The sequence below is a fragment of the Streptomyces akebiae genome, from assembly GCF_019599145.1.
GTDB lineage: Bacteria > Actinomycetota > Actinomycetes > Streptomycetales > Streptomycetaceae > Streptomyces > Streptomyces akebiae.
Map to the genome: position 1 here is coordinate 8,658,609 of NZ_CP080647.1, position 23,733 is coordinate 8,682,341.

The window sequence follows — 23,733 nt, forward strand, 5'->3', positions numbered from 1 at the left end:
GGGTGAGTCGCTGTCAGGGGACGCCGCCGGAATGTCGCGGACCGCCGCGGGTGATGATGGACCCTCGGCGGGGCCGGACAACTGGAGGCGTGGGTGCAGGGGCAGGCGGAGTCGGTTGAGGGCGCGGTGCCGGGGGAGCGGCCGGACCGACGGATACTGAGGGACGAGACGCTCCTCGTGCTCGCGCTCTCGCTCGGCGCGAGCGGGGTGTCCGCGCTGATCAGCTTCATCGGATCGGTCACCGAGCCCGGCGGGCTCAAGGACCAGGCGGCCACGATGAACGCTTCGGCCGCGCCGGGCCGGCCCTGGCTCGACCTCGCCTGGCAGCTCTTCGGGATCACGACCGCCCTCGTGCCGGTCGCGCTGGTCGCGCACTTCCTCCTGCGTGAGGGCACCGGGCTGCGGGCCCTCGGCTTCGACCGGACGAAGCCCTGGCCCGACCTCGGCCGGGGCGCGGCGATCGCCGCGGTGATCGGCAGCACCGGGATCGCCTTCTACCTCGCGGCGCGCGGCCTCGGCTTCAACCTCACCGTGGTGCCGGAGGCGCTGCCCGAGGTGTGGTGGAAGTACCCGGTGCTGATCCTCTCCGCGATCCAGAACGCGGTCCTCGAAGAGGTCATCGTGGTCGGGTATCTGCTGCGTCGGCTCCAGCAACTGGGCTGGTCACCGGGGAGCGCGCTGGCCGCCAGTTCGGTGCTGCGGGGCTCGTACCACCTCTATCAGGGCATCGGCGGCTTCGTCGGCAACATGGTGATGGGCGTGGTCTTCGTCTATCTGTACCGGCGGTGGGGGCGAGTGGGCCCGCTGGTGGTGGCCCACTCGCTGCTGGACATCGGGGCGTTCGTCGGCTACGGGCTGCTGGCCGGGAAGGTGGACTGGCTGCCCACGCCGTGACGCGTGACCGTGCGGCCGGGGACGCGCCCGACGGCCGGGTGGTCAGGCGAGGAGTTCGCCGTCGATGACCGTGACCGCGCGGCCGGAGAGCAGGGTGCGGTCGCCGCGGAGTCCCGTGCGGACGTGGCCGGAGCGGGGGGAGGCCTGGAGGCCGGTGAGATCCGGGCTGCCCAGACGTGCCGACCAGAAGGGTGCGAGGGCGGTGTGGGCGCTGCCCGTGACCGGGTCCTCGTCGATGCCGATGTTCGGGAAGAAGCAGCGCGAGACGTAGTCGTGGCCGCCGGCGGCGTCCTCGGCACGGGCGGTGGCGATGATGCCGCGCTCGGAGTAGCGGCCGAGGGACCGGAGGTCGGGTGACAGACCGAGGACCGTCTTCTCGTCGGTCAGTTCGAGCAGCAGGTCGCCCACCTGGGGGCCCGTGTCGAAGGCGCTGACCGGCTCGGCGCCCAGGGCCTCGGCGACCCCGTCCGGGACGGGGACCGGGGTGAGGGGCGCGGTCGGGAAGTCGAGGGTGAGGGAACCGTCCGGCTGCGGCGTCGCGATGAGGACGCCGCTGCGCGTGGCGAACCGCACGGGGCCCTCGTGGGTGTGAGTGCTGTTCAGGACGTGTGCCGTGGCCAGTGTGGCGTGGCCGCACATAGCCACCTCGGCGACCGGCGTGAACCAGCGCAACGCCCAGTCGGCCTCGCCGCCCGCCGGGAGGGGGTGGGCGAACGCGGTCTCGGCGTGGTTGACCTCCTTGGCCACGTTCCGGAGCCAGGCGTCGTCCGGGAAGGCGTCGAGGAGGAGGACTCCGGCGGGGTTGCCGGAGAACGGGCGGTCGGTGAAGGCGTCGACGATACGAATGCGCATGGGACGACGCTAGGCGGTCCGTGGAGCCACGGGCCAAGGCCAATCCCAGGAGGGTGGACCGGATTTCGTGGGCCACTGCAATCGAGGGCGAGCTTCGTACGTCCGCCGGTGGCTTCGTATGCCCCGGCGGGCCAAGGGGGTGCTGTGGGGGACGTTCGAAACCCCTAGTGGACGGAGAAGCCGCCGTCGACGAAGATCGCCTGCCCGGTGATGTAGCCGGCTGAGCGTCCGGCCAGGAACACCGCGGCTCCGGCGAAGTCGTCGGCCAGACCGTTGCGGCCGGTCAGGGTGCGGGCGGCGAGCGCTGCCACCTGCTCCGGGTCGGACGACAGCCGGGTGTTGAGCGGGGTCGGGACGAAACCGGGCACGAGGGTGTTGCAGGTGACGCCGTGGGGCGACCACTCCTCGGCCTGCGAGCGGGCCAGCGCCTCCAGAGCGCCTTTGGAGACGCCGTAGGCGCCGCTGCGGACGAACGCCCGGTGTGCCTGCTGGGAGGTGATGTGGATGATGCGCCCGTAGCCCCGCTCGGCCATGCCGGGTCCGAAGCGCTGGCCCAGCAGGAAGGGTGCGTCCAGGTTCACGGCCATGGTGGTGTCCCATACGTCCTCTCCCAGGTCGCTCAGTGGGGGACGCAGGTTGATGCCGGCGCTGTTGACGAGGATGTCGGGTTCGCCGAACGCCTCGACGGCCTGCTCAGCAGCCGCGCGCACGCCGGCTCGGGTGCCCAGGTCGCCGCTCACCCAAGCCGCCCGGCAGCCGGCCGCGGTCAACTCTTCGGCCGTGGCCGCCAGTTCCGCCTCCTTGCGCGCGACGAGCACCACGCTCGCCCCGGCCCGGGCGAGAGCCGTGGTGATGGCCTTGCCGATGCCGGAGCTGCCGCCCGTCACCACGGCGACGCGGTCGTCGAGCGAGAACAGTTCGGTGAGATAGCCGTCGGAGATCATTCCCGCACCCTAGGGGGAAGCGCCGACGGCGGCGGAGTGCGGGGTGACCAGTGGTATTCGAGCGTGTTCGAAACACGCGGTGCGGGTCGAGGGGCGCCACTGACCACGGGGCGTCGCAGGAATGTCGGTTCCGGCCACGCACCCACGGGAGAGACACATGAATGCTGAACTCGCTGAACTCGCTGAACTCGCTGAACTCGCTGAGCGCGCGTCGCGCCTCGCTCGCACTCGGACTGGTAGCAGCGTCCGTGTTCACGACGGCTCTGGCCTCGCCGTCGGTCGCCGCCTGGCGCGTGGCACCAGGCCCGACTGAACGGGGCCGACAACCGAGCCGATGTGATCCAGCTGTACCCGTAGACGGCGATCCTCCTTGTCCGGGCCTTCGGCCGGGCCGCGTCACTCCATCGACTCCAGAATGCGGTCGAGTGTGCAGCGCCCCATGCTGCTCATCGCCGGATTGCTGTCGACGTAGTACCAGACGACACCCATCGCCTGTTCGAACGCCCATGCCTTGCCGCGCTCCCACTCCAGGTCGTCACAGGCCAGCGTCCGCCGGAACACTTCCCGCGGGCCTGGCCGCAACAGGTGCCAGGCACTGACCAGATCCAACGCCGGGTCGGCCGGGCCGAAGCCGCCGGTGTCGAGTACGCCGCTGAGCCGGTCTCCCGCGACCAGTACATTGCCGGGGATCAAGTCGCGATGGCTCATCACGTCGGCACCCGTGCGTGGCAACTCGCGAAGGTGACTCCACACCTTGCGCAGCCGGGGTACGTCGAGCAGCCCCTCGCTCTCCTCGAAGCACTTCGCCATCCAATCGTCGTGGTGAGCGAGAACGCCGCCACGACCCTCGCCGTCGAAGAGCCGCCCCCGCGTCTCGGCCTCCCGGAGGGCTGCGATCAGGGCCGCAAGGTCCTCCGCAAAGGCGTCCGACCCACTCGGGTCGGCATCCGAGGCGACCGTTCCCGGCAGCCATGTCTGGACCGACCACGGCATGGGGTAACCCGCTCCAGGCTTTCCCAGGGCGACGGGCTCCGGGGCGGGGAACGGGGACGCCTGCGCCAGCTCCGCGCTCGCCCTGGCCTCCTGTTCCAGCGACGCCAGCGCCTCGGCGGCATCGGTCGGACGCAGGGGGAAACGCGCCGAGAGGTTGTCGCCGATGCGGAAGATGGCGTTGACCGTCCCGGTCGACGGCAGGAGCCGGACCGCCTTGCCGCTCCACTGAGGGAACTGTTCCTGGACCAGAGTCGCAACGGTTTCGACGGTCACGTCCACTTGGTCATCGTGCATGTTCATCTCTCGTGCGCTCTTCCACTGGTCCGACTCGGAACGCCGGAAGCAGACCAGATCGACCGGGACGACAGCCACTGGTTATCCGCCAGGGGGCAGATCCACTGAGGTTTTCGGCCGTCCGGGCAGCAGTCAGGGGTTGTCGGGCGACAGGTTCCGATATATCGTTGAGGCATCGCGACAGATCAACGATGGATGGAGTGATTGCGATGCGTTCCCGTGGACAGGACTTCGGATTCGAGCGTGGACATGGACGGCCGGGTGGGGGGCACCCCCACGGCGGAGGTGACGCCGACGCGCCACGCGCCGCCTTCGGGCCGTTCGGGCCGGGCCATGGTGGTCCCGGGCCGTTCGGTCCCTTCGGTGGAGGCCCCTGGGGTGGGCGCGGCCGAGGCGGACCCAGGGGAAGGGCGCGGCGGGGCGATGTGCGTGCCTCGATCCTGGCCCTCCTCAAGGACAGGCCCATGCACGGCTACGAGATGATCCAGGAGATCGCCGAGCGCAGCGGCGGGGCGTGGAAGCCCAGTCCCGGTTCGGTGTACCCGACCCTTCAGTTGCTGGAGGACGAGGGGCTGATCGCCAGCGCGACCGAGGGCGGCAAGAAGCTGTTCTCGCTCACCGAGGCCGGTCGCAGTGCGGCCGAGGAGGGGCCCGAGGCTCCTTGGGAAGAGGCCTCGCGCGGGGTCGACTGGGAGGCGCTGAGCGAGATCCGGCAGGCCGGCTTCGGTCTGATGGAGGCGTTCGGCCAGGTCTGGAAGACCGGTGACAAGGACCAGCGCGACAAGGCGCTGGCGGTGATCAACGAAGCCCGCAAGAAGCTGTACCTGATCCTCGCCGACGAGGACTGACGGACGGCTGCAGGGTGAGGTGAGGGAGCGCCCCCGGAATTCGCCAATTCCGCGGGGCGCTCCCGTGTGTGCCGGGCGCGCGGGTGGTGAGACGGGTGAGGGGAGCGCCGGTCAGGCGACGAGTGCGCCCAGCTTGCGCAGGGATTCGTCGAGCGCGGCCGTCGCGGAGTCCTTGAGCTTGCCCGCCATCAGGGAGACGGCGGCGCCGGTGAACCGGCCGTCGACGCGGACCGTCGTGGCGTCGCCGTCGGGGATGAGGGTGTAGCGGGTGGCGAGGTCCACGGCCATCGGGCCCTTGCCCCGGATGGCCAGGGTGCGGGCGGGTTCCAGCTCGGCGATGGTCCACTCGACCTCTGCCGGGAAGCCCATGAGCTTCAGGTTCTCCTGGAAGGTGCCGCCCACTTCGAGGGCCTTGGGACCGCCCTTGGGGAAGCCGGTGTGCGTCGTGTTCCACTCGCCGTACGCGGACCAGTCGACGAGCCGGGCCCAGACCTGCTCGGCGGGCGCCTCGATGCGTGCCTCCGCGCTGACATCGGCCATGCGACAACCCCTTCGTCTAGGACGGTGGTGTCGCGGAACGTAGCTCCGGCGCCCGGAACATTCAATACTGATGAACCGTCAGGAACCGGCGGGGCTTCCGGCGGGGCCGGGGTCTAGGTCGCCTGGCGGATCAGTGCCGCGTCGAACAGGTCCCATGCGCGGGGTAGGTGGCTTTCGTCGTGGCAGTGCCAGGCCTCCCAGAACAGGTCGGCGGGAAGGGCGTTCTCGGGGGCGTACACCCGGTACACGTACTGCCTGCCGTCGATCGCCGGCAGGGTCACCAACCAGCACCCGCTCTCCATGGGGTGAGGGACGAGGCGCCGGTGCCAGGCGGTTGCGTGAGGGGCGCGGGGCGAGCAGGCGCGCGCCCCTGGGGCGTGGTCGCCCGATCTCATCCGTAGGGAGGAGAGGCGGGTCCTCCCTACGCAACCTGCGTGGGACTCGAAGATGCTTCCTTTCGTGGATGACCCGGGGGCGGTGGGGCTGATGGGGTGGAAGGCGTGCGACCCCCTATTCCCCGGCCGTCGGCCGTCGACCGTGAACCGGACCATGTGGAGTTCGAGAGCAGGCTCACCGACGAGCTGGCCTCGATGATCGCCGCCGCGCGCAGACGGGCCCTCCGGGACGGGGACCGGCAGATCGACACCGCTCACCTGCTGCACACGCTGTTGGAATCCGACCCCGACGTCCGCGCCGTCTTCGACGGGCCGCAGGTCGCCCGGCTGCTCGGCTATCTCGTGCAGCGCAGCATCGGCTACGGACTGCGCTGGCAGATCGGTGTCGAGGACGCCGGAGTCGTCCCCGGCGCGCCGGGCACGCACGGCTGGTCGCCGGTGGCGGCCCGTGCGATGAGCCAGGCGCACGACCGTGCCGTGCGGCGGGGTGAGCGGTCGGCCCACGGCGTCGATCTGCTCGCCGCGCTGGTCGCGGCCCCCGGTTCGCGGGCCGTGGAGGTGCTGGGCACCGTGGGTGTCGACGTCGGGGTCGTGGCGCGGCGGACCGTGCGGACGGGCGAGGGCTCCTGATTCCGCGCGCTGACTCCCGGCCCTGAGTCGGGTCCCTCGGTTCGGCCGTGATCCGTGCCCACCCGCGGTCCAGTCGGTGAGACAGGTGTCAACGAGGGTGACGCTCCTGTCGTCGGCTGACATCATGTGCCGGTGCATACGTCTCAGGGGAGTCACGGACAACGTGGCCGGGGTGTCGGGCTGGTGCTCGCGCTCGGGTCCGCGGTCGCCTTCGGCGGATCGGGCACGGCGGCCAAGCCGCTCATCGAGGCGGGGCTCGACCCGCTCCATGTGGTGTGGCTGCGGGTCGTGGGCGCCGCCGTGGTGATGCTGCCGCTGGCCGTGCGGCACCGGGACCTGGTGCGGCGGCGGCCCGCGCTGCTCGTCGGTTTCGGGTTGTTCGCCGTGGCCGGTGTGCAGGCCTTCTACTTCGCGTCGATCTCCCGTATCCCCGTAGGAGTCGCCCTCCTCGTGGAGTACCTCGGGCCCGCCATCGTCCTCGGGTGGGTGCGGTTCGTGCAGCGACGGTCGGTGACGCCTGCCGCGGCGGTCGGGGTCGTCCTCGCGGTCGGCGGCCTCGCCTGTGTCGTCGAGATCTGGTCGGGGCTGAGCTTCGATCCGCTGGGACTGCTGCTCGCGCTCGGGGCCGCCTGTTGCCAGGCCGGGTACTTCGTGCTGTCCGACCAGGGGAGCGAGGCGGGGGCCGAGGCGCCGGATCCGCTCGGTGTCATCGCCTACGGACTGCTGGTGGGGGCGGCGGTGCTCACGGTGGTGGCGCGGCCGTGGGGGATGGAGTGGGAGGTGCTCGGGGGTGCGGCGCGGATGGATGGGACGGCGGTTCCGGCGTGGTTGCTGCTCGGGTGGGTGGTGCTGATCGCCACGGTGCTCGCCTATGTGACCGGGGTGGTGGCCGTGCGGCGGCTGTCTCCGCAGGTGGCGGGGGTCGTGGGGTGCCTGGAGGCGGTGGTGGCGACCGTGCTCGCGTGGGTGCTGCTGGGTGAGCACCTCGGGGTGGCGCAGATCGTCGGCGGGCTGGTGGTGCTGGCCGGGGCGTTCGTCGCGCAGCGGTCCGCGCCGGCCAGGAGGGCGCCGAGGAAGGTGGCGTCCGGTGGGGAAGGCGGGGATGGCGGGGAAGGGGTGGAACCCGAACTGTCGGTGGGGCGGGGGTGATGAGGCCCTCGGGGGGCATGTGGTCTGCGGCGACGAGGGCGTTGGGGTCCTGCGGGCTGCGGGCTGGGGGGAGGGGTGGGGCGTGATGGCGTGCGCTGCGGGTCGGCGTGGTTGCCCGTGTGGTTGCCCGCGCCCCCTTGAGGGCGCGGGCGCGCCTTCGGCCGCCGGGTGCTTCGGCTAAAGGGTCTTGAGGTAGTCCGGGAGTTCGGTGCCCGGGGCCAGGTCCGGGTCCGGGATCGGGGGCTCGTAGCCCTTGCGGAGGGGGACGACGCCGGCCCAGTGGGGGAGCGTGAGGTCCTCGGGCTCGTCGTTGACGCCGCCGGTGCGGGTCTTGGCCGAGACCTCGTTCAGGTCGAGGCGGATCACGGCCGTGGCCGCGAACTCCTTGCCGTTGGCGGGCCGGGAGTCCCGCGAGCGGCCCGGTACGACATGGTCGACCAGGGCGTCCAGGGCGATCCGCCGCTCGTCCGGGTCGGTCACCTGGTGCGCGGTGCCGTGCACCACCACGGAGCGGTAGTTGATCGAGTGGTGGAAGCCGGAGCGGGCCAGGATGAGCGCGTCCACATGGGTGACCGTCAGGCACACCGGGAGGCCCGGGTCGGCCTGGCCCGTCATCCGCAGCGGCCGCGAGCCCGTCGAACCGTGCACATAGAGCGTCTCGCCGACCCGGGCGTACAGCGTCGGCAGCACCACCGGGGCGCCGTCGCGGACGAAGCCGAGATGGCAGACGTATCCCTCGTCGAGTATCGAGTGCACGAGTTCCCTGTCGTACGAGGCCTTCTGGGCGGCCCGGGTGGGGACGGTGCGCTCGGTGGGGGTGTAGGCGGCGGGCGGTGGTGTCGTCCGCTCGGGTGTCGTCGTCCGCTCGGTCCCCGTCATTGCGATCTCCATTGCACTAGTGCATAATCTGCTTTGTGCTAGGAGAATACATGATCACCGGGCGGCGCGCAGTCGAGATTGCGGCGAGCATCGAGCAGGCGGTGGCGGCGGGCGAGCTGGAACCCGGTCGACTACTGCCCCCCATGCGGGAGTTGGCGGACCGGCTCGGGGTGAATCCGAATACCGTCGCGGCCGCCTACCGCACGCTGCGCGAGCGCGGGGTCATCGAGACCGCCGGCCGCCGGGGGAGCCGTGTGCGGTCCCGGCCGGCGACGACGGGGCGGGAGTACATCCGGGTGGAGGTGCCCGAGGGGGTGCGGGACCTCGCCGACGGCAATCCCGACCCCGCGTTGCTGCCGCGCCTGGCGGAGGTCTTCGCGGCCGCCGCCGAACAGGGCGACCGTGAACCGGTCCTCTACGGGGCGGGGGCCGTGGAACCCGGGTTGGCGCGGATCGCGCGGGCCGAGCTGGACGCCGACGGGGTGCCCGACGGACCGGTCGCCGTCACCTCGGGGTCGCTCGACGCCATCGAACGGGTCCTGGCCGTCCACCTCAAGCAGGGGGACGCCGTCGCCGTCGAGGACCCCGGTTGGGGGAGCGCGCTCGACCTGGTTCCGGCGCTCGGGCTGCGGGTCGTCCCGGTCGGCGTCGACGACGAGGGGCCGCTCCCCGACGACGTACGCAGGGCGCTGGAGGGCGGGGCGCGGGCCCTGATCGTCACCGACCGGGCGCAGAACCCCACCGGCGCGGCCGTGAGCGCCGATCGCGCGCGTGCCCTGCGTTCCGTGCTGCGGGAGCATCCGGAGACCTTGCTCATCGAGGACGACCACGGCTACCGGATCGTCGACCAGCCCCTGCATCCGCTCGCCGGGGGCACCCGCAGCTGGGCCTTCGTGCGGTCGGTCGCCAAGGCGTACGGCCCCGACCTGCGGCTCGCGGTGCTCACCGGCGACGCGGCCACCCTCGACCGGGTGCGGGGACGGCAGCGGCTGGGGCCGGGCTGGGTGAGCCGGCTGGTGCAGCGGGCCGTCGTCCGGCTGTGGTCCGGCGGCGCGGTGGACGCCGTGAGCGTGGCGGCGGCCTACGGACGGCGGCGGGACGCGCTGATCGGCGCCCTCGCGCGGCGCGGGGTCGAGGCGCACGGAGTCAGCGGGATGAACGTGTGGATCCGGGTGCCGGACGAGACCGGCGCGGTCGCCCGGCTGCTGCACGCCGGCTGGGCCGTGGCGCCCGGGGCGCGCTTCCGCATGAGCGCCCCGCAGGGGATCCGGATCACCGTCTCCACCCTCACCGAGGAGGAGATCGGGAGGGTGGCGGAGGCGGTGGCCTCGGCGATCGGGCCAGGGCCGGGCGCGGGGACGGGGTACGCGTGACGTCGGCGGGGCGGGGCGGGGCGGGGCGGGGCGGGGCGTGAGCGCGGCGCGTCTGGCGTGTGCTGTGCCTTCGTGGTGCCGTGAATCTGTGGTGCCGCCTGACCGACCTCGGCGGCACTCCCAGCACTACCGTGACCTCGGACTCCAACTCGATCATCGGGTTCTACGGGCCGGAAGGCGTCACGCCCGTGTACGTGGACTTCGGCTCTCCCAGCCGAGTCCTCATGCAGGCCACAGCTCTGGGCGACGCCATCGCAGAACTGCGGATCGACAAGCTCGACAAGTCCGCGGCACGATGATCGGGTCCCTGATCCTCGACGCCGACCCGGCCACGGCGCTCGGAGCGGCCATATAGCAGGACGCCGATGGATTCCTCCCGCTCACCGGCGGAACGGTCTCCGGTGATCTCGCGGTTACGGACACGACTTCGAGCCCTACGATCAAGGGCGGTACGGTCTCCGGCGCGAACCTGACGCTCAACTCCACCTCGAACGCCACCAAGGGGAAGATCCTCCTCGGCGCGCATCAACACCACCTCGCCCACTCAGTCGATCGAGGTATTCAACGGCGCCGTCTACGTCTCGACCACGAGCGGCGTCGCCCTGTCGTACGCCACGCTGAGCAGTACCGGTCTGGCGTTCACCGGGAACGGCGGCTCCGTCTCCGGGCTGACCTCGATCAGTGGCCTCGCCGCCCCCGCTCAACGTCTCGGGCGGCCTCTCGGTCACCGGCATGGGACAGGTCCAGTACGCCCGGAAGACGGCTGACCAGTCGAAGACGTCGACCACGACGCTCGGCAACGACATCCACCTCTTCCTCCCGGTGGCCGCGAACGCGACGTACAACCTGTTCCTGCTCTGTATCTTCTCCGGTTCGACCATGGGGGACATCAAGTTCGGCTGAACCGTCCCGTCCGGAATGGTTCTGTGGTGGGCCGATCAAACCGGGACCTCCGGCCTGCACAGCGACGTCGATGTCTACTCGGTCCCGGGCGGATCCACTCAGGTGGCCTTCCAGATCTGGGCCACGGTGGTCACCTCGTCCACTGCGGGCAACGTCCAGTTCCGGTGGGCCCAGAACGCTTCGGACGCCACGGCCACGATCGTCCGCGCGAACTCGATGCTCCAGCTCACGCGCGCGGCCTGAGACCGGGTAGTTCCTGGGTGGGGTCAGCCCCAGGGCAGGTCCGAAAATCCGATCACTCATCACTCTCTACGGCCTAAGAGGTCGCTTTCTCCCAGGTCGGTCATGGCGAGGTGGATCATGGCTTCGGAGCGGGCGGGAAGGGTTTCGTAGTCGCGGGCCAGGCGGGAGCATGAGCCATCCGTAGGTCCGCTCGACCGCCCACCGCTTCGGAATTGAGGGGAACCCCCTGGACCCGGGCGTGCGGGCGGTGATTTCCATGTCGATGCCGAGGGCGGTGGCGTGCTCGACGAGGCCGGCGGTAGCCGCCGTCGACCCACACCTTGCGGATGCCGGGACGGCCGGCAGCAACGAGGAACTGGGTGCCGGCCACGGGGTCCTGAACACTGGCCGCGGTGACCAGCACCGCCAGCAGCAGGCCGAGCGTGTCGGTCACGATGCTCCGCTTCCGGGGGGGAGGGGGGCCGGCGGGTGTTACCACCGGTGGAGGTGAGGCGTCCGCTGGGCCGGGGGCCGACGTCGGGCCGAGAACCGTGTCCTGGCTGGCCGGCTGCCGACGTCTGCGCCGACGCTATGAACCAAGGCCGAGCACTTCCTCGCGTTCGTTGCCATCGCCGCAGCCCTCATCGGGTATCGTCGTTTCAGCAGATGAGCCGGACTTACCGCGAGCAGAACCGGGCGGTGCCTGCGTTGTCAGCGGCAGCCCATAAGGTGCGCCCAACATCTCGAAGGAGAAACTGCCGTGGGGTTCTCGGGTCACCTGGTCTTTGCTCGCAGTAGCCGGCCTCTGCTGGAAGCTCCCGTGTTCGACAGCCTCGACGAAGAACTCAAGGCCGCCGTGTGTACATGGGAGTCACGACCGGGAGGCTGGCAGACGCTCCAGTTCGATTCCGGGACCTGGGACGACGCCGACCTGCCCGCCCTAGTTGAGTGGAGCATGGCATCGGCCTGCGTCGCCGAGGTCTCCGACAGTGACCTCGCTCTCGTGACCGGGCTGAACGCCACGGGCCAGCGTTGGCAGACATGGCTCAACCTGGACATCGCCGCCAGGCTTCTGGCCGAGGAGCCCGAAGATCTCGAAGATCAGCTTCTGTGGCTGGAGACACCAGAGTTCCATGACGCAGTCAGACATAGGCACGCGGAGCTCGACGCGGAGATTCCCACCGACGCCGAGGGCGCAGTCGTATGGGCCGCAGCCTCCGGCATTCGCGTGACACCACAGACAGTCAGGATCGAAGAGCTGCTTCGCTCACACGAGACCCCCGTGGAAAACCTCTTCAGCACACTGCTCGACGAGCTGGGCTTCCCGCCAGGCCGCTGAGGAGGCATTGTCAAATCCTGTGGATTGACCGGACAGCCCAATGACCGGTCGGTCAAGCAAGCGGCTTGCGGTAACGGACGTACTCGTTCTGCCGTCGGAACCCCACACTCTCGTAAAGATCGTAGGACCGGTGCGGATTTGCCGTGCCCGTGAACAGCCGGGCGGTCGTTGCACCCTGCTCGCGAAGGCTGCGCAGACCGTCCAACAGCAGGGCCCGGCCGATTCCGAGGCGTCGCTGGTCCGTCCGGACACTCAACTGTTCGACCTCGCCCACGGTGTGGTCGTGACGGCGGATGGAGCAGAGGGCGACGCCGACCATGTCCTGCCCGTTCCATGCAGCCCTCCAGCATGCCGGGTCGGCGGTGTCGACGAAGTCCTGGAAAGGCCATTTCTGAGTGAAACCGGTGTCCGCATACGAATCGACGACCGTCCTCCAGGCTGCACGGTAGTGGCTTGTCCGGATCGGCCCCGTCCGTATCCCTGCCGGCAGCTCGCTGCCCCGCTCGGGCAACTGCTGCAGATCGCCCAGCTCCAGCTCGACGAGACTGAAGACACGTCGGTAGCCGGCTGCGAGCAGTCGCGCCGTGGCGTCCTCCTCGGAGGCCATGGCATTCGCGCCGATCACTGCCGTTCGCGCCGTTCCATGCTGTTTGACGAGCTGGCGGATCCGCTCTTCAGCCCAGCTCAGCATGGCTGAGCCGATGCCCTGGCGGCGATGCTCGGGCAAGAGGTAGCCGCGGTGCAGGTATAGCCACGTATCGTCCCGCTCTTGCCACCACCGGATCGTCGAGTAGCCGACGACGCTCCCGTCGCGCACCACCAGGATCTGGTTCTTGGACGGCTCCTCCAGCTTGGCAGAGGCTTCGGCGATCTCGGCCGCTGTCGGGAGCCCTTCCACAACCGAATGGGCATCGACCCGGTCCCGTTCGGCACACCCCAGCCGCACTGCGGCCATGGGGCCGTGGTCTTCGTCGCCGCGATACGGCCGGAACCTGAAGCCGACCGGAAGATCCTGTCCTGGCGCGTCATCCGACATGATCGGATGATCTCGAACTTCGAGGCAGGTCCGCCACCCTATTCATGCCGCGGTGGTCTGTGGCCGTTCAACGAGCTGGCCGCGTTCGAAGCGGGCTCCGGCGCGGACGAGGGCGACGAGGTGGGGTGCATTCACCGCGCGCCAGCGGGCGTGGGCGGACTCGACGAGACGTAGTCGCTGGCGGACAGATCACGCTCGCCGAACGCGGCGTGATCTTGCTGCCACTGCTGGGTGAGCCGGGTGACCGTCGCTGGCGACAGCCCGGCCGCCGAGCCGAGGAACTGCTCCAGCGCGGGCACGAAGTCGCCGGAAGACAGGCCGTGGAGATAGAGCAGCGGCAGCACCTCGGTGATCTTCGCGGACTTGCGGCACCAGGGCGGCAGAATCGCCGAGGAGAACCGCTTGCGCTCGCCCGTGGCCTCATCGACGCGCTTGTCGTTCACGCGCGGGGCCTTCACCTCGATCACCCCGGCCGCGGTCGTGACCTTCCTCGGCTGGTGATGGCCATTGCGCACGACCAGGCGACGCCCGGTCTCATCACGCTGCTCGGCCAACTCGGCTATGTCGGTTGCCCGTGAACTGTTCGTCGTCGTCCTCTCCTCGGGGACCCAGACGGTCGAGATGACCTTCTCCACGGCGGGCTCCCGCATCCGTCTCGCGGCGGCCGGCTCGGTGGAGCTGAGCGCCCTCCAGGCCCACGGCCCCGGCTCCCTGATCGTCAACGGCCCCTCGGCGCAGTCTGGCCTGAACACCGACGGCCAGGGCTGTGGGCTCTGCTCCATGTCCGGAACTTCGCCCTTGGGGTAAGTGATCGGCTTGGGGGTCCCAGTGCCTGTACTCCCAGCGGGCGTGAGTGGTGATCTGGTCGATGCTGTCCGTCGGCATGTGGGCGTGAGCCGCTTCCATGGCGGCCACCACCACTTCACCGTACGTGTCGTTCACACGGCTGTGCCGGGTCACCTTCTCGTTGACCTCGATCTCCAGTGTGATCGTGAGAATCTTCTTGTCGCCCATCGGCCCCTCCCTCATCACTGGGAGGCCAGTCTGCTGTGAAGAGCTGGCGAGCTGCCGGTGATCCCGTGGGTTGACGCCGAAAACCCCCAAGTAGATCCTTTCCAAGAAAAGTGTGCTGGGACGTCCGGCGTCTCCGTCGGATCAGGTGCGCGGCCTCACCTGTGTCAGGGCGGCGCCGGCCAGGATGATCGCCGCGCCGACCGGGGTCGACCAGGTCAGGGACTCGCCGAGGAGTGCGACACCGGCGGCCGTGGCGATGACCGGGATGAAGTAGGTGACCATCTGGGCCGTCGTCGGGCCGACCTCGGAGACGAGGCCGTACTGGACGAGCATCGCGACCCCGGTGCCGAGGGCGCCCAGCGCGACGACCGCCAGCAGGGGAAGCACCGGATAGCTGCTCGGCAGACGCGTGAACAGCGGTGTGACGACGGCCAGTTGGGTGGTGGCGAGCAGCAGTTGGGCGCCGGTGAGGGAGAGGTGCGACGCGGTGGTGCCGGCCAGGGTGCGGCGGACGTAGATCCAGCCGACGGGGTAGCTGAGGGAGGCCAGCAGGGCCATCGCCGTGCCGGTGGCGTCCAGGCCGTGGAAGCCCTGCCAGGCGCCGAGCACGGTGAGGACACCGAGAAAGCCGAGGCCGAGACCGGCGACCCGCACCCGGGTGGGGCGGTCCTCGGAGAGCGCGACCAGGGAGAGGGCCATGCCCCACAGGGGGGAGGTCGCGTTGCAGATGCCCGCCAGCGTGGACGGGATGGTCAGCTCCGCGTAGGCGAACAGGGAGAACGGCAGGGCGTTGAGGAAGAAGGCGGCCACGGTCAGGTGTCCCCAGGTGCGGGCGCCGCGTGGGAGCCGCTCCCGCCGCACCGCCATCGCCGCCGCGAGGACCAGGGTGCCGAACAGCAGCCGTCCGAAGGTGACCTGGAAGGGCGCGTACGCCTCCGTGCCCACCTTGATCAGGAGGAAGCTGAAACCCCAGACGAGGGAGAGGAAGGCGAAGCGCACTCGCCAGTCGACTGCGGCGCGAGAGGGGTCGGAGACGCGGCCGGGGGCTCGGGTGGGCGTGGCGGTGGTCATGCGCACCACGATGACGCTCGGTGATCTCGTAGCACAAGCGAGAATTAATGACGCGATTCTCGTAGCATTGCTTACATGTTGAACCTGGAGCGCCTGCGCACCCTGGACGCCCTCGCCCGACACGGCTCGGTCAGCGGGGCGGCCGACGGGCTGCATGTGACGACCTCGGCCGTCTCGCAGCAGATGGCCAAACTGGAACGAGAGGTGGGGCAGCGGCTGCTCGCCAAGAACGGGCGGGGTGTGCGCCTCACCGACGCGGGGCGGCTGCTCGCCGAGCATGCCGCGCGCATCCTGTCGCAGGTCGAGCTGGCACAGTCGGCGCTGGAGGCACAGCGGGGGCAGGTGGTCGGCGAACTTCGGCTGGCCGCGTTCCCGACGGCCGTCCGGGGGCTGTTTCCCGCGGTCTTCCGCGCGCTGCGTGCGGACCATCCCGCGCTGCGCGTGCGGTCACGGGAACTGGAACCCGAACTCGCCGTCAACGCGGTGATCCGGGGCGACGTGGACCTGGCCGTCGTCCTCGACTGGTACAACAAGCCGCTGCCCGTGCCCGAGGGGCTGGCCAGGGCCGCGATCCTCGACGACCCGGTGGAGGTGGCCCTGCACGAGGACCATCCGCTCGCCGGCCGGGACGAGATCGACCTGCGAGAGCTGGCTCAGGAGCCGTGGGTCGCCTGGCCCGAGGGCGAGTTCTGTCACGAATGGCTGCTCTACACGCTGCGGGCCAACGGCATCGAGCCCCACATCGCCCACCGCGCAGGCGAGCACCACACCCAACTCGCCCTGGTAGCAGCAGGGTTGGGCGTCTGCATCGCGCCACGGCTCGGCCGTGACCCGATGCCGGCCGGAGTGCGGACCGTGCCGGTGCGCCATCGGGTCCACCGCAGCGTCTACGCGGTGTGGCGCTCGGACGCCGACCGGCGGCCGTCCATCAGGGCGGCGGTGGAGGCGCTGCGGGCGGCGGGGGACGCTTGCGGGGCGGCCTGAGTGACGGGGTGGGCTGAGTGACGGGCGAGTGGCGGGCACGTCGGCTCGCGGAGAGGGCTTCAGTGCGCGGGGGAGCCTCGGCACGCGAGGGCCTCGGCACGCGGGGCGGATCCCGTCACGGCGATACGAGTTTGCGGAAGTCCCAGGACGCGACGGCGTCCGGTGTCAGGCGCAGCCAGGCGTGCCTGCCGTCGTGGGGCATCTCGTCCATGTCGAAGTTCTTCCGGGCGAACAGCCGCTCCACCTCGGCGAGTTCGGGGACCGGCTCGCCCGTGCGCGGCGCCTCGCCGACGAACTCGACGGTGCCGGACAGTTCGACGCCGCGCAGTTCGCCGTACTCCTCGCCCGCGTCGACCACGACGGCCACGCGCGGATCGCGGCGCAGCGCGGACCAGCGTTTGCTGCGAGTGATCGAGTAGAGCCAGAGCGACGTGCCGTCCCAGACGTACCAGAGCGGGCTGACGTGCGGGGCGCCGTCGGGCCCGACCGTCGCCACCCGGCAGGTCCGCCGCGTGCTCAGGAACTCGTCCAGTTCGGCGGGTTCCATCATGATCTTCCGGCCCCGGCGCTGGGTGGCGGTCATGGAATCCTCGTTTCTGACGTGGCGTCAGAAGAGCATCGGTCGTCTTCCGTCCATGCGCAAGGGGCGTTACGCTCCACCGCCCGATCGCCGGTGACAGGGGGACGTCATGCCCGCACACGCGAGTGAGCAGTCGAAGCGGCGGCGGGAGCTGGGCGGGCTCCTCGACCCCGCCACCACCGTCCTGCTCACCGTCGAGTGCCAGCAGGGCGTCGTCGGGCCCGGCGGCGCGCTGCCCGAACTCGCCCGGGAGGCAAGGTCGTCGGGGGCCCTCGCCCAGGTCGCCCGGCTGGTCGCCGCAGCCCACGGGTGCGCGGTGCAGGTGCTGCACGCCGTCGCCGAGCGGCGGCACGACGGTCGGGGCGCCAGCCGCAACGCACGGCTGTTCCGTGCGGCCGAACGGCTGCCCGTACGGCAGTTGACGGGCACCGCGGCCGTACGGGTCGCGCCGCCCATCGAGGTCGCCGAGGAGGACCTGATCGTACGGCGGCTGCACGGGCTGTCCCCGTTGGCGGGCACCGACGTGGACGCGCTGCTCCGGAACCTCGGCTGCCGCACCCTGGTCGTCGCCGGTGTCTCGGCCAACGTGGCCGTGCCGAACGCCGTGTTCGACGCGGTCAACCTCGGCTACACCGTCGTCGTGCCCGGCGACGCCATCGCGGGGGTGCCTGCCGACTACACCCCCGCGATGATCCGCCACACCCTCGCGCTGGTCGCCACGGTCGCGACCACGGACGAGGTGGTGGCCTGCTGGGAACGGCCCGTGGGCGGACCCGCGGGCGGCTAGCGAACGCTAGGCGAGCGCGATGGAGTCACCGGACACGGTGACCTCCTTGGCCGGCAGCGGCTTCGTCGCCGGTCCGCTCTTCACGCTGCCGTCGGCGATCGAGAAATTGCTGTTGTGACAGGGGCAGTTGATCACGCCGTCGGCGATCGACTTCACCGCGCACCCCTGGTGGGTGCAGGCGGACGAGAAGGCCTTGAAGGTGCCCGCCTCCGGCTGGGTGATGACGACGCCCTCGCTCTCGAAGATCTTGCCGCCGCCCTCGGGGATGTCCGAGGTCTTGGCGATCGCCGTACCGCCCGCGCCGCCCGTGCTGCCGCCGGTGGTGTCGCCGCCGGTGTCACTGCTCGTGTCGCCGCCGGCCCCGGCGCCGGACGAGCCGGCGGGTGACGGGTCGTCGTCCGATCCGCACGCGGTCAGCGCGACGGCGAGCCCCGCCACGCCTGCGGCCGCCATGACGGTGCGACGGCCCGGGATCGAAGCGGGTTTGGTCGTTTCGCTGGTCATGCTGACGGTTCCTTCCGAGATTGCCTTTGCACTTTCGCCCATGAATACGGCGGACGCGTGCTTGAACGTTCAGACAGGTGCACATCTTGGCCTGTCCGGGATCACGACAGTGTCAAAACCAGCTGTCTGAACGCTGTCGGTCGGTGGCGTCAGCGGGTACTTCTCGTGATGCCGCGGAGCGTCTCGCCGGAACGCGGGGCGTGGCCCGACCCTCTCGCCGGGTCGAGCCACGTCGTGCCGGGCCATCCGCGCCGTACGCTCAAGCCGCGGCGCTCACCGCCGGGTCCGCCTGCCCCGCCGGGCTCGCCACGTCCGTCCGATCCGCCTGGTCCGCCCGGCCCGCCGGCTGTACCGTTCGGCGGCGGCGGACCGGCATGCCCACCGTCGGGTGGGCCACGGCCCAGGCCGCGCCCTTGCAGATGAGTTCCTTGTAGGTGGCGGCGAGGCGACCGGTGAGGGCCTTGGGAACGGCCTGGTCGTCCGCGGTGACGAACTGGATCAGGCCCTCCTTGCGGCCGAGCGAGACACACTGCTGGAAGTAGCGGATCGCGATCTTCGGAAGCTTCTGGCCGGTCAGGCGGGCCGCGATGGCGTCGGCGGCCTGCCACGCGGTGGGGACCCCGGAGGCGCACGACATCCGCAGCGGCTTGTCGCCGGGGCCCGTCACGAGGGCCGCGTCGCCGACGGCGTACACCTCCGGGTGCGAGACCGAGCGCATGGTCCCGTCGACCACGATCTGTCCCGTGCCGGAGACCTCCAGCGTGCTGGCCTCGGCGATCGGGTGGACCGCGAAGCCGGTGGCCCACACCGTGACCGCGGCCGGGACGGACGGGCCGTCGGTCAGGACACGGTCGGCCTCGACGGCGGTGACGGCGGTGTGCTCGTGCACGGTGATGCCCAGCCCGGCGAAGACCTTCCGCAGATGTCCTCGGCCCTTGTCGGAGAGCCAGTCGCCGAAGCCGCCGCGGGCCACGAGGGCGACGTCCAGGTCCGGACGGGTCTCGGCGATCTCGGTCGCGGCCTCCAGACCGGTGAGTCCGCCGCCGACGATCACCACGGGCTGTCCCGCGTCCAGCTGGGCCAGCCGCTCGCGCAGCCGGAGCGCTCCGGGGCGGCCGGAGATCTCGTGGGCGTGCTCGGCGGTGCCGGGGACGCCCTGCGAATTCCAGCCGCTGCCGAGGGCGTAGACGAGGGTGTCGTACCGCAGTTCCTGCTGACCGGCGCCGTGCGCGTCGACGACGGTGACGGTTTTGCGGTCGGCGTCGATACCGGCGACCTCGGCGAGCTTCACCTCGACGCCGGTGCCCGCGAACATCTCGTCGAACGGCCGGGGCTTGAGCTCCTGGCCGACCGCGAGCTGGTGCATCCGGACGCGCTCGACGAAGTCGGGCTCGGCGTTGACGAGGGTGATGGCGACGTCTGCGCGGTGCAGCCGCTTGGCCAGGCGCCCGGCGGCGCCGGCTCCGGTGTAGCCGGCTCCGAGGACGATGATGCGGTGCTGCATTTCCTGCTCCTGTCTGCGCGGTTCGGACGCTTGCCCTTGCTCGGTCACGCCCCTTGAACCGGGCAGCCCTCGATTTCCTGACAGGAACAGAATGTGAAGCGGGTCACACCCTTGCTGGAAGGTGTGACCCGGTTCGTGGAAGGGCGTCGAACGCCCTCGGGAATGCCGCGGAGGGCGTTCGTCAGAAGGCGCGGAACAGGGGTTCCCCGTGCTCGGTGGCCGCCCACACCTCGGTAGCGCGTTCCAGCTTGTCGGGGTTGACCTGACTGCGGAACGCGGCGATGCCGTCCGCGCCGATCTCCAGGCAGATGATCCCGACGACCCGGCCGTCGACGACCGCCAGGACGGCGGGCCCGCCGTTGGCCGTCGAGATGTGGATCTCCGGTGAGCCGCCCACCAAGGCCCGCTTGACCGGGGCCGGCTTGAACAGGCCCCGCATGAACTTCGCGACCGCGAGAGCGCCCTCGAACGCCTTGGCGCGGGCCGGGACCTTTCCGCCGCCGTCGCCGACCGCGATGGCGTCCGAGGCGAGCAGTTTGACCAGCGGCTCGGTCTTCCCGCTCGTCGCCGCGGCGAGGAACTCCTCGACGATCCGCCGGGCAGCCGCCTCGTCGATCTCCGTACGGGCCTTGCCCGCCGCCACGTGTTTCTTCGCTCGGTGGAAGACCTGCTGGCTCGCGGCCTCGCTGATGTCGAGGATCTCGGCGATCTCCCGGTGCGGGTACTCGAAGGCCTCCTTCAGCACGTACACCGCCCGCTCGCCCGGGGTGAGGCGCTCCAGCAGGGTGAGGACCGCGTACGAGACGGATTCGCGCTGTTCGGCGGTGTCGGCCGGGCCGAGCATCGGGTCGCCGGCGAGCAGCGGCTCGGGCAGCCACTGGCCCACGTAGGTCTCCCGGCGTGCGCGAGCCGAGGTGAGCTGGTTGAGGCACAGGTTGGTGAGCACCTTCGTCAGCCAGGCCTCGGGCACCTCGATCCGGTCGACGTCGGCCGCCTGCCAGCGCAGGAACGTCTCCTGCACGGCGTCCTCCGCCTCGCCCGCCGAGCCGAGGAGACGGTAGGCGATCGCCTCCAGACGGGGCCTCGCCGCCTCGAACCGGTCCACGTCGTGCATTGTCAGCGCCATGTCCGGGATCCTAGTGCGGACCGGCTCAAGGCCTCCTGCGGTGCCGTGACCGCCTGACGGATTTTCGACGCTCGCTCACGCAATGAGCGTGGATCGCAAGGTCGAATAAAAGCGGCGACTCCGCTGCGGTCAGATGTCCCGGAACAGTCCGTCCCCCGTATCGGAGGGGACGACCAGCTGTACTCCGCCCCGCCCTGCTGAGCGGCGTGGTACCCGTCAGGGAACTGCCCACACCCGGCCGCATGGGAAGCGTGTCAGCCGACGGTCACCGCAGTTGCCGCGTACGTCACGGAGATCAAGGCCAGTACGAAGGCCGGGTCAGCAGGGTGGAGACGACCAGGTTCCACATCATCCAGTGGGTGGTGGTGTACCAGAGCAGCCGGTCGCCGGGGCCGAGGTCGGAGTGCAGGCCCAGGGTCTTGAGGTGCTCCAGCACCACACCGCCGTGGCCGTGGACGATGCCCTTGGGCAGGCCGGTGGTGCCGGAGGAGAAGACGACCCACAGGGGGTGATCGAACGGCACGGGCGTACAGACGAGTTCCTCGGTGCGGGTGGACGCATCCTCCCAGGGCACGATCAGCGAGGGGTACGTCCGTGTCGGCCAGGGCAGGCCGACGTGGTCCACCAGGAGGGTGGCCCTGAGCGTCGGCAGCGCGTGGGCGAGGTCGAGGGTGGCGTCGCGACGGTCGTGGGTGGTGCCGTTGAAGAGGTAGCCGTCGGCGGCGATCAGGACGGTGGGTTCGAGCTGAGCGAACCGGTCGGCGGCGGCCTTGGGCGCGTAGTCCTGCCCGCACACCGACCAGACGGCGCCGAGGCTCGCGGCGGCCAGGAACGACACGATCGCGTGCGGGGTGTTGGGCAGGTAGCCGACGACCCGGTCGCCCTTGGCGACACCGAGGTCACGCAGGGTGGCGGCGACGGACGCGACCAGGGCACGCAGCCGCTCACCGGTCATCTCGTACCCGGAGCCGGTCTCGTCGAGGGCGACGATCGCCACGCCGTCGTCGGCGACGTCGCGCAGGGCATGGTGGGCGTAGTTGAGGGTGGCGCCCGGGAACCACTGGGCGCCGGGCATCCTCTCCTCGGCCAGCACGCTCTCGTACGGGGAGTCCGCGTCGATGTCGAAGTAGTCCCACACCGCGCCCCAGAAGCCCTCCAGGTCGGTGACCGACCACTGGTGCAGTGCGGCGTAGCCGTCCGGGGCGATGCCCTGACGCCGGGCGAACTCCGCGACACGACTGGCGGCCGCCGTGTCCGGCTCGGGTGTGAAGAAGGGAGTGGTCATCGCGTCGTACTCCGCAACAGGCTTTTCCTGGAGGTCCGTTCGGACGGAACGGGGCTTCGTGTGGTGTGCAGCAGGGACGCCCAGGCGGCGGTCGACGTGAAGTCCCCGCCGCCTGACGGGACGACGTCCATCACGACCCGGTCGGGCCGCACCAGGACGGCGTCGACGCGTCCGGCGCGCAACCAGGCGGCGAGCGAGCCGTCGTCGCCGAGGTCGGTCACCGGGACCGCGCTGACCCCGAGGCCCTGGGCCAGCGCCGTCAGCGAAGGCCCGGGTTCCGCCGCGGTCAGTACGGTGAAGGAGTCGCCGAGCACCTCGTCGAGCCGGGTGCGGCGCCCGCTGACGCTCACCCACGGTTGCGGACAGTGAGTGCCCACCAGGCCCCGGCGGACCCCGCGCCGCACCAGCGGCCCGGCCGTCAGAGGCGGGCTGAGGTCGCGACCGGCCAGCTCGGTCAGGCCGGGGACACGGCAGGCAGCTGCCAGCAGCCTGCGGCGGATCGCGGCGGCCCCGTCCTGGCCGCCGGTCATGGCCCAGCCCATGGCGACCGCGAGCCGGACCACATGCCGGGCGTGCGGCCGGCGCTCGCTCTCGTAGGTGTCCAGTAGCCGCTCGTCGCCACCCTGCTGGAGAACCCGGGCGAGTTTCCAGGCGAGGTTGTAGGCGTCCCGCAGTCCCGAGCACAGACCCTGCCCGATGAACGGCGGTGTGAGGTGCGCGGCATCCCCGAGCAGGAAGACCCGTCCGCTGCGCCACCGGTCGGCGACGCGCGCCCGGAAGGTGTACTGCGTCTCGCGGACGACCTCGAAGTCACCGTCGTACGAGGGGGACAGCCACGGGGCGATCAGCTCGCGGACCGTCTCCTGCCCGTCCCCGAGCCGGAACTCCCAGCGGTAGCGGGTCTCGTTCACCCGCATGAAGGTCCCCGGCCGCTCCGGGTCGCAGACTTGGTCGACGCCCTCCCAACAACGGACCGGCCCCGTCGTCTCGGCGTCGATGACGGTCCAGCGCTCCTCGAAGTGCAGATCCTCCCAGACGCCGCCGATCGCCTCACGGGTGAGGCTGTTGGCGCCGTCGCAGCCGAGGGCCGCCTCGGCCCGCAGCTCGTGTTCGCCGTCGTCGTCGCGGTAGGTGACGCGTACGGGCCCCGTGGTGTCCGGGCCGACGCCGGTGACCTCCACGCCACCGCGCAGTTCGCACTCCGGGCGCCGGGCCAGTTCGGCACGCAGCACGCCTTCCAGCTCGGGCTGGTCGAACATGCTGGACTTCGGATAGCCGTGCCGGCCCTGCGGGGAGCGCCGGAACTCGGCCATCACCTGATGCCGGGCATCCAGCAACCGCAGACCGCCCGCCGGGCGGGAGATCGCGGTGAACTCCTCTCCGACGCCCGCGGCCTGAAGGATCCGGTGGATCTCGTCGTCGTTCGCGACGGCGCGCGGCAGCGGATAGACGTCCCGGTGGCGTTCGAGGACGACACTGCGCACGCCGCGCCGGGCCAGGAGGAGGGCGGCCGTCACGCCCACCGGTCCGGCCCCGACGATCACGACGGGCACACGTGCGGCTTCATCGGCGGTCATGTGCGGCTCA

The 23,733-nt window shown here is 70.8% G+C and carries 25 protein-coding genes and 4 pseudogenes; 12 read left to right on the forward strand and 17 right to left on the reverse strand.

The annotated features are described in order from the left end of the window. The first annotated feature begins 93 nt into the window (after positions 1 to 93). Entirely contained in the window at positions 94 to 894 is an 801-nt protein-coding gene (locus K1J60_RS37575) for a CPBP family intramembrane glutamic endopeptidase (RefSeq protein ID WP_220650102.1), read from the forward strand. A 42-nt stretch (positions 895 to 936) separates the two neighbouring features. Here K1J60_RS37575 and K1J60_RS37580 read toward each other — a convergent pair whose 3' ends face one another. From K1J60_RS37580 to K1J60_RS37590, 3 genes are all read right to left on the reverse strand, one after another. After that, entirely contained in the window at positions 937 to 1,746 is an 810-nt protein-coding gene (locus K1J60_RS37580; protein ID WP_220650103.1) for a PhzF family phenazine biosynthesis protein, read from the reverse strand. Between the two features lie 164 nt (positions 1,747 to 1,910). Next, positions 1,911 to 2,690: an SDR family NAD(P)-dependent oxidoreductase gene (locus tag K1J60_RS37585; RefSeq protein WP_220650104.1), complete on the reverse strand. Its 780-nt coding sequence runs from the start codon at positions 2,688 to 2,690 to the stop codon at positions 1,911 to 1,913. A 396-nt stretch (positions 2,691 to 3,086) separates the two neighbouring features. Beyond that, a complete protein-coding gene (locus K1J60_RS37590; RefSeq protein ID WP_220650105.1) occupies positions 3,087 to 3,983 on the reverse strand; it encodes an aminoglycoside phosphotransferase family protein in 897 nt (298 codons plus the stop codon). A 185-nt stretch (positions 3,984 to 4,168) separates the two neighbouring features. Between K1J60_RS37590 and K1J60_RS37595 the strand changes: the two genes are divergently transcribed. Further along, positions 4,169 to 4,825: a PadR family transcriptional regulator gene (locus K1J60_RS37595; protein WP_220650106.1), complete on the forward strand. Its 657-nt coding sequence runs from the start codon at positions 4,169 to 4,171 to the stop codon at positions 4,823 to 4,825. A gap of 111 nt (positions 4,826 to 4,936) precedes the next feature. On the opposite strand, the gene K1J60_RS37600 is transcribed toward K1J60_RS37595, so the two are convergent. Together K1J60_RS37600 and K1J60_RS37605 are read right to left on the reverse strand one after the other, a co-directional pair. Continuing rightward, complete coding sequence (locus tag K1J60_RS37600; RefSeq protein ID WP_220650107.1) at positions 4,937 to 5,365, reverse strand: type II toxin-antitoxin system Rv0910 family toxin; 429 nt, start codon at positions 5,363 to 5,365, stop codon at positions 4,937 to 4,939. A gap of 113 nt (positions 5,366 to 5,478) precedes the next feature. After that, complete coding sequence (locus K1J60_RS37605) at positions 5,479 to 5,646, reverse strand: hypothetical protein (RefSeq protein ID WP_259408077.1); 168 nt, start codon at positions 5,644 to 5,646, stop codon at positions 5,479 to 5,481. Positions 5,647 to 5,865: 219 nt separating this feature from the next. Between K1J60_RS37605 and K1J60_RS37610 the strand changes: the two genes are divergently transcribed. Continuing rightward, on the forward strand, positions 5,866 to 6,390 hold the full coding sequence (locus tag K1J60_RS37610) for a Clp protease N-terminal domain-containing protein (protein WP_259408078.1): 525 nt from the start codon (positions 5,866 to 5,868) through the stop codon (positions 6,388 to 6,390). A gap of 126 nt (positions 6,391 to 6,516) precedes the next feature. Next, positions 6,517 to 7,539 (forward strand): EamA family transporter, encoded by a 1,023-nt coding sequence (locus K1J60_RS37615; protein ID WP_220650109.1) that lies wholly within the window; start codon positions 6,517 to 6,519, stop codon positions 7,537 to 7,539. A gap of 177 nt (positions 7,540 to 7,716) precedes the next feature. On the opposite strand, the gene K1J60_RS37620 is transcribed toward K1J60_RS37615, so the two are convergent. Continuing rightward, positions 7,717 to 8,418, reverse strand: coding sequence for a pyridoxamine 5'-phosphate oxidase family protein (locus K1J60_RS37620; protein WP_220650110.1), 702 nt, complete (start codon positions 8,416 to 8,418; stop codon positions 7,717 to 7,719). Between the two features lie 35 nt (positions 8,419 to 8,453). Here K1J60_RS37620 and K1J60_RS37625 point away from each other — a divergent pair, with 35 nt between their 5' ends. From K1J60_RS37625 to K1J60_RS37635, 3 genes are all read left to right on the forward strand, one after another. Beyond that, positions 8,454 to 9,791, forward strand: a complete 1,338-nt coding sequence (locus K1J60_RS37625) for an aminotransferase class I/II-fold pyridoxal phosphate-dependent enzyme (RefSeq protein WP_220650111.1) — start codon at positions 8,454 to 8,456, stop codon at positions 9,789 to 9,791. Positions 9,792 to 9,922: 131 nt separating this feature from the next. Further along, complete coding sequence (locus tag K1J60_RS37630) at positions 9,923 to 10,090, forward strand: hypothetical protein (RefSeq protein WP_220650112.1); 168 nt, start codon at positions 9,923 to 9,925, stop codon at positions 10,088 to 10,090. A gap of 382 nt (positions 10,091 to 10,472) precedes the next feature. Further along, complete coding sequence (locus K1J60_RS37635) at positions 10,473 to 10,694, forward strand: hypothetical protein (RefSeq protein ID WP_220650113.1); 222 nt, start codon at positions 10,473 to 10,475, stop codon at positions 10,692 to 10,694. Positions 10,695 to 10,792: 98 nt separating this feature from the next. On the opposite strand, the gene K1J60_RS46335 is transcribed toward K1J60_RS37635, so the two are convergent. Beyond that, complete coding sequence (locus tag K1J60_RS46335) at positions 10,793 to 10,924, reverse strand: hypothetical protein (RefSeq protein ID WP_259408079.1); 132 nt, start codon at positions 10,922 to 10,924, stop codon at positions 10,793 to 10,795. 72 nt (positions 10,925 to 10,996) lie between these two features. Then, positions 10,997 to 11,385, reverse strand: a pseudogene (locus K1J60_RS37640) (transposase); the annotation flags it as partial. Positions 11,386 to 11,461: 76 nt separating this feature from the next. On the opposite strand from K1J60_RS37640, the pseudogene K1J60_RS37645 reads away from it, so the two are divergent. Beyond that, positions 11,462 to 11,586: pseudogene (locus K1J60_RS37645) on the forward strand (IS5/IS1182 family transposase); the annotation flags it as partial. Positions 11,587 to 11,736: 150 nt separating this feature from the next. Next, positions 11,737 to 12,255, forward strand: a complete 519-nt coding sequence (locus K1J60_RS37650) for a hypothetical protein (protein ID WP_220650114.1) — start codon at positions 11,737 to 11,739, stop codon at positions 12,253 to 12,255. A gap of 52 nt (positions 12,256 to 12,307) precedes the next feature. Here the strand turns inward: K1J60_RS37650 and K1J60_RS37655 are convergent, their stop codons facing one another. After that, on the reverse strand, positions 12,308 to 13,291 hold the full coding sequence (locus tag K1J60_RS37655; protein WP_220650115.1) for a GNAT family N-acetyltransferase: 984 nt from the start codon (positions 13,289 to 13,291) through the stop codon (positions 12,308 to 12,310). 167 nt (positions 13,292 to 13,458) lie between these two features. Continuing rightward, positions 13,459 to 13,842 (reverse strand): annotated as a pseudogene (locus K1J60_RS37660) (transposase); the annotation flags it as partial. 70 nt (positions 13,843 to 13,912) lie between these two features. Between K1J60_RS37660 and K1J60_RS37665 the strand changes: the two are divergent. After that, entirely contained in the window at positions 13,913 to 14,098 is a 186-nt protein-coding gene (locus K1J60_RS37665; RefSeq protein WP_220650116.1) for a hypothetical protein, read from the forward strand. Positions 14,099 to 14,446: 348 nt separating this feature from the next. Here the strand turns inward: K1J60_RS37665 and K1J60_RS37670 are convergent, their stop codons facing one another. Next, positions 14,447 to 15,376, reverse strand: coding sequence for a DMT family transporter (locus tag K1J60_RS37670; protein ID WP_220650117.1), 930 nt, complete (start codon positions 15,374 to 15,376; stop codon positions 14,447 to 14,449). A gap of 75 nt (positions 15,377 to 15,451) precedes the next feature. Between K1J60_RS37670 and K1J60_RS37675 the strand changes: the two genes are divergently transcribed. Next, positions 15,452 to 16,360: a LysR family transcriptional regulator gene (locus K1J60_RS37675; RefSeq protein ID WP_220650118.1), complete on the forward strand. Its 909-nt coding sequence runs from the start codon at positions 15,452 to 15,454 to the stop codon at positions 16,358 to 16,360. Between the two features lie 115 nt (positions 16,361 to 16,475). Here the strand turns inward: K1J60_RS37675 and K1J60_RS37680 are convergent, their stop codons facing one another. Continuing rightward, on the reverse strand, positions 16,476 to 16,943 hold the full coding sequence (locus tag K1J60_RS37680) for a pyridoxamine 5'-phosphate oxidase family protein (protein WP_220650119.1): 468 nt from the start codon (positions 16,941 to 16,943) through the stop codon (positions 16,476 to 16,478). A gap of 106 nt (positions 16,944 to 17,049) precedes the next feature. Here K1J60_RS37680 and K1J60_RS37685 point away from each other — a divergent pair, with 106 nt between their 5' ends. Next, positions 17,050 to 17,727: a cysteine hydrolase gene (locus tag K1J60_RS37685; protein WP_220650120.1), complete on the forward strand. Its 678-nt coding sequence runs from the start codon at positions 17,050 to 17,052 to the stop codon at positions 17,725 to 17,727. A gap of 6 nt (positions 17,728 to 17,733) precedes the next feature. On the opposite strand, the gene K1J60_RS37690 is transcribed toward K1J60_RS37685, so the two are convergent. The 5 genes and pseudogenes from K1J60_RS37690 to mhpA all read right to left on the reverse strand — a co-directional run bounded on the left by K1J60_RS37690 (position 17,734) and on the right by mhpA (position 23,723). After that, positions 17,734 to 18,231, reverse strand: a complete 498-nt coding sequence (locus tag K1J60_RS37690; RefSeq protein ID WP_220650121.1) for a Rieske (2Fe-2S) protein — start codon at positions 18,229 to 18,231, stop codon at positions 17,734 to 17,736. Positions 18,232 to 18,490: 259 nt separating this feature from the next. After that, positions 18,491 to 19,735, reverse strand: a complete 1,245-nt coding sequence (locus K1J60_RS37695; protein ID WP_220650122.1) for an NAD(P)/FAD-dependent oxidoreductase — start codon at positions 19,733 to 19,735, stop codon at positions 18,491 to 18,493. A 181-nt stretch (positions 19,736 to 19,916) separates the two neighbouring features. Then, the gene (gene sigJ, locus K1J60_RS37700; protein WP_220650123.1) at positions 19,917 to 20,861 is read right to left on the reverse strand and encodes an RNA polymerase sigma factor SigJ; all 945 of its coding nucleotides are present in this window, start codon (positions 20,859 to 20,861) and stop codon (positions 19,917 to 19,919) included. Positions 20,862 to 21,177: 316 nt separating this feature from the next. Then, positions 21,178 to 22,146: pseudogene (locus K1J60_RS37705) on the reverse strand (AMP-binding protein); the annotation flags it as partial. Next, the gene (gene mhpA, locus K1J60_RS37710; protein WP_220650124.1) at positions 22,143 to 23,723 is read right to left on the reverse strand and encodes a bifunctional 3-(3-hydroxy-phenyl)propionate/3-hydroxycinnamic acid hydroxylase MhpA; all 1,581 of its coding nucleotides are present in this window, start codon (positions 23,721 to 23,723) and stop codon (positions 22,143 to 22,145) included. The pseudogene K1J60_RS37705 and the gene mhpA, both read right to left, overlap by 4 nt. Between the last annotated feature and the right edge of the window lie 10 nt (positions 23,724 to 23,733).

What these genes read in the sequence shown, in the direction of transcription:
- K1J60_RS37675 (WP_220650118.1), top strand. Translation starts at nt 15,452, where the DNA reads ATGTTGAACCTGGAGCGCCTGCGCACCCTGGACGCCCTCGCCCGACAC.
- K1J60_RS37580 (WP_220650103.1), bottom strand. Translation starts at nt 1,746, where the DNA reads ATGCGCATTCGTATCGTCGACGCCTTCACCGACCGCCCGTTCTCCGGC.
- K1J60_RS37620 (WP_220650110.1), bottom strand. Translation starts at nt 8,418, where the DNA reads ATGACGGGGACCGAGCGGACGACGACACCCGAGCGGACGACACCACCG.
- K1J60_RS37695 (WP_220650122.1), bottom strand. Translation starts at nt 19,735, where the DNA reads ATGCAGCACCGCATCATCGTCCTCGGAGCCGGCTACACCGGAGCCGGC.
- K1J60_RS37600 (WP_220650107.1), bottom strand. Translation starts at nt 5,365, where the DNA reads ATGGCCGATGTCAGCGCGGAGGCACGCATCGAGGCGCCCGCCGAGCAG.
- sigJ (WP_220650123.1), bottom strand. Translation starts at nt 20,861, where the DNA reads ATGGCGCTGACAATGCACGACGTGGACCGGTTCGAGGCGGCGAGGCCC.
- K1J60_RS37590 (WP_220650105.1), bottom strand. Translation starts at nt 3,983, where the DNA reads ATGAACATGCACGATGACCAAGTGGACGTGACCGTCGAAACCGTTGCG.
- K1J60_RS37670 (WP_220650117.1), bottom strand. Translation starts at nt 15,376, where the DNA reads ATGACCACCGCCACGCCCACCCGAGCCCCCGGCCGCGTCTCCGACCCC.
- mhpA (WP_220650124.1), bottom strand. Translation starts at nt 23,723, where the DNA reads ATGACCGCCGATGAAGCCGCACGTGTGCCCGTCGTGATCGTCGGGGCC.
- K1J60_RS37690 (WP_220650121.1), bottom strand. Translation starts at nt 18,231, where the DNA reads ATGACCAGCGAAACGACCAAACCCGCTTCGATCCCGGGCCGTCGCACC.
- K1J60_RS37655 (WP_220650115.1), bottom strand. Translation starts at nt 13,291, where the DNA reads ATGTCGGATGACGCGCCAGGACAGGATCTTCCGGTCGGCTTCAGGTTC.
- K1J60_RS37685 (WP_220650120.1), top strand. Translation starts at nt 17,050, where the DNA reads ATGCCCGCACACGCGAGTGAGCAGTCGAAGCGGCGGCGGGAGCTGGGC.
- K1J60_RS37595 (WP_220650106.1), top strand. Translation starts at nt 4,169, where the DNA reads ATGGATGGAGTGATTGCGATGCGTTCCCGTGGACAGGACTTCGGATTC.
- K1J60_RS37680 (WP_220650119.1), bottom strand. Translation starts at nt 16,943, where the DNA reads ATGACCGCCACCCAGCGCCGGGGCCGGAAGATCATGATGGAACCCGCC.
- K1J60_RS37665 (WP_220650116.1), top strand. Translation starts at nt 13,913, where the DNA reads ATGACCTTCTCCACGGCGGGCTCCCGCATCCGTCTCGCGGCGGCCGGC.
- K1J60_RS37585 (WP_220650104.1), bottom strand. Translation starts at nt 2,690, where the DNA reads ATGATCTCCGACGGCTATCTCACCGAACTGTTCTCGCTCGACGACCGC.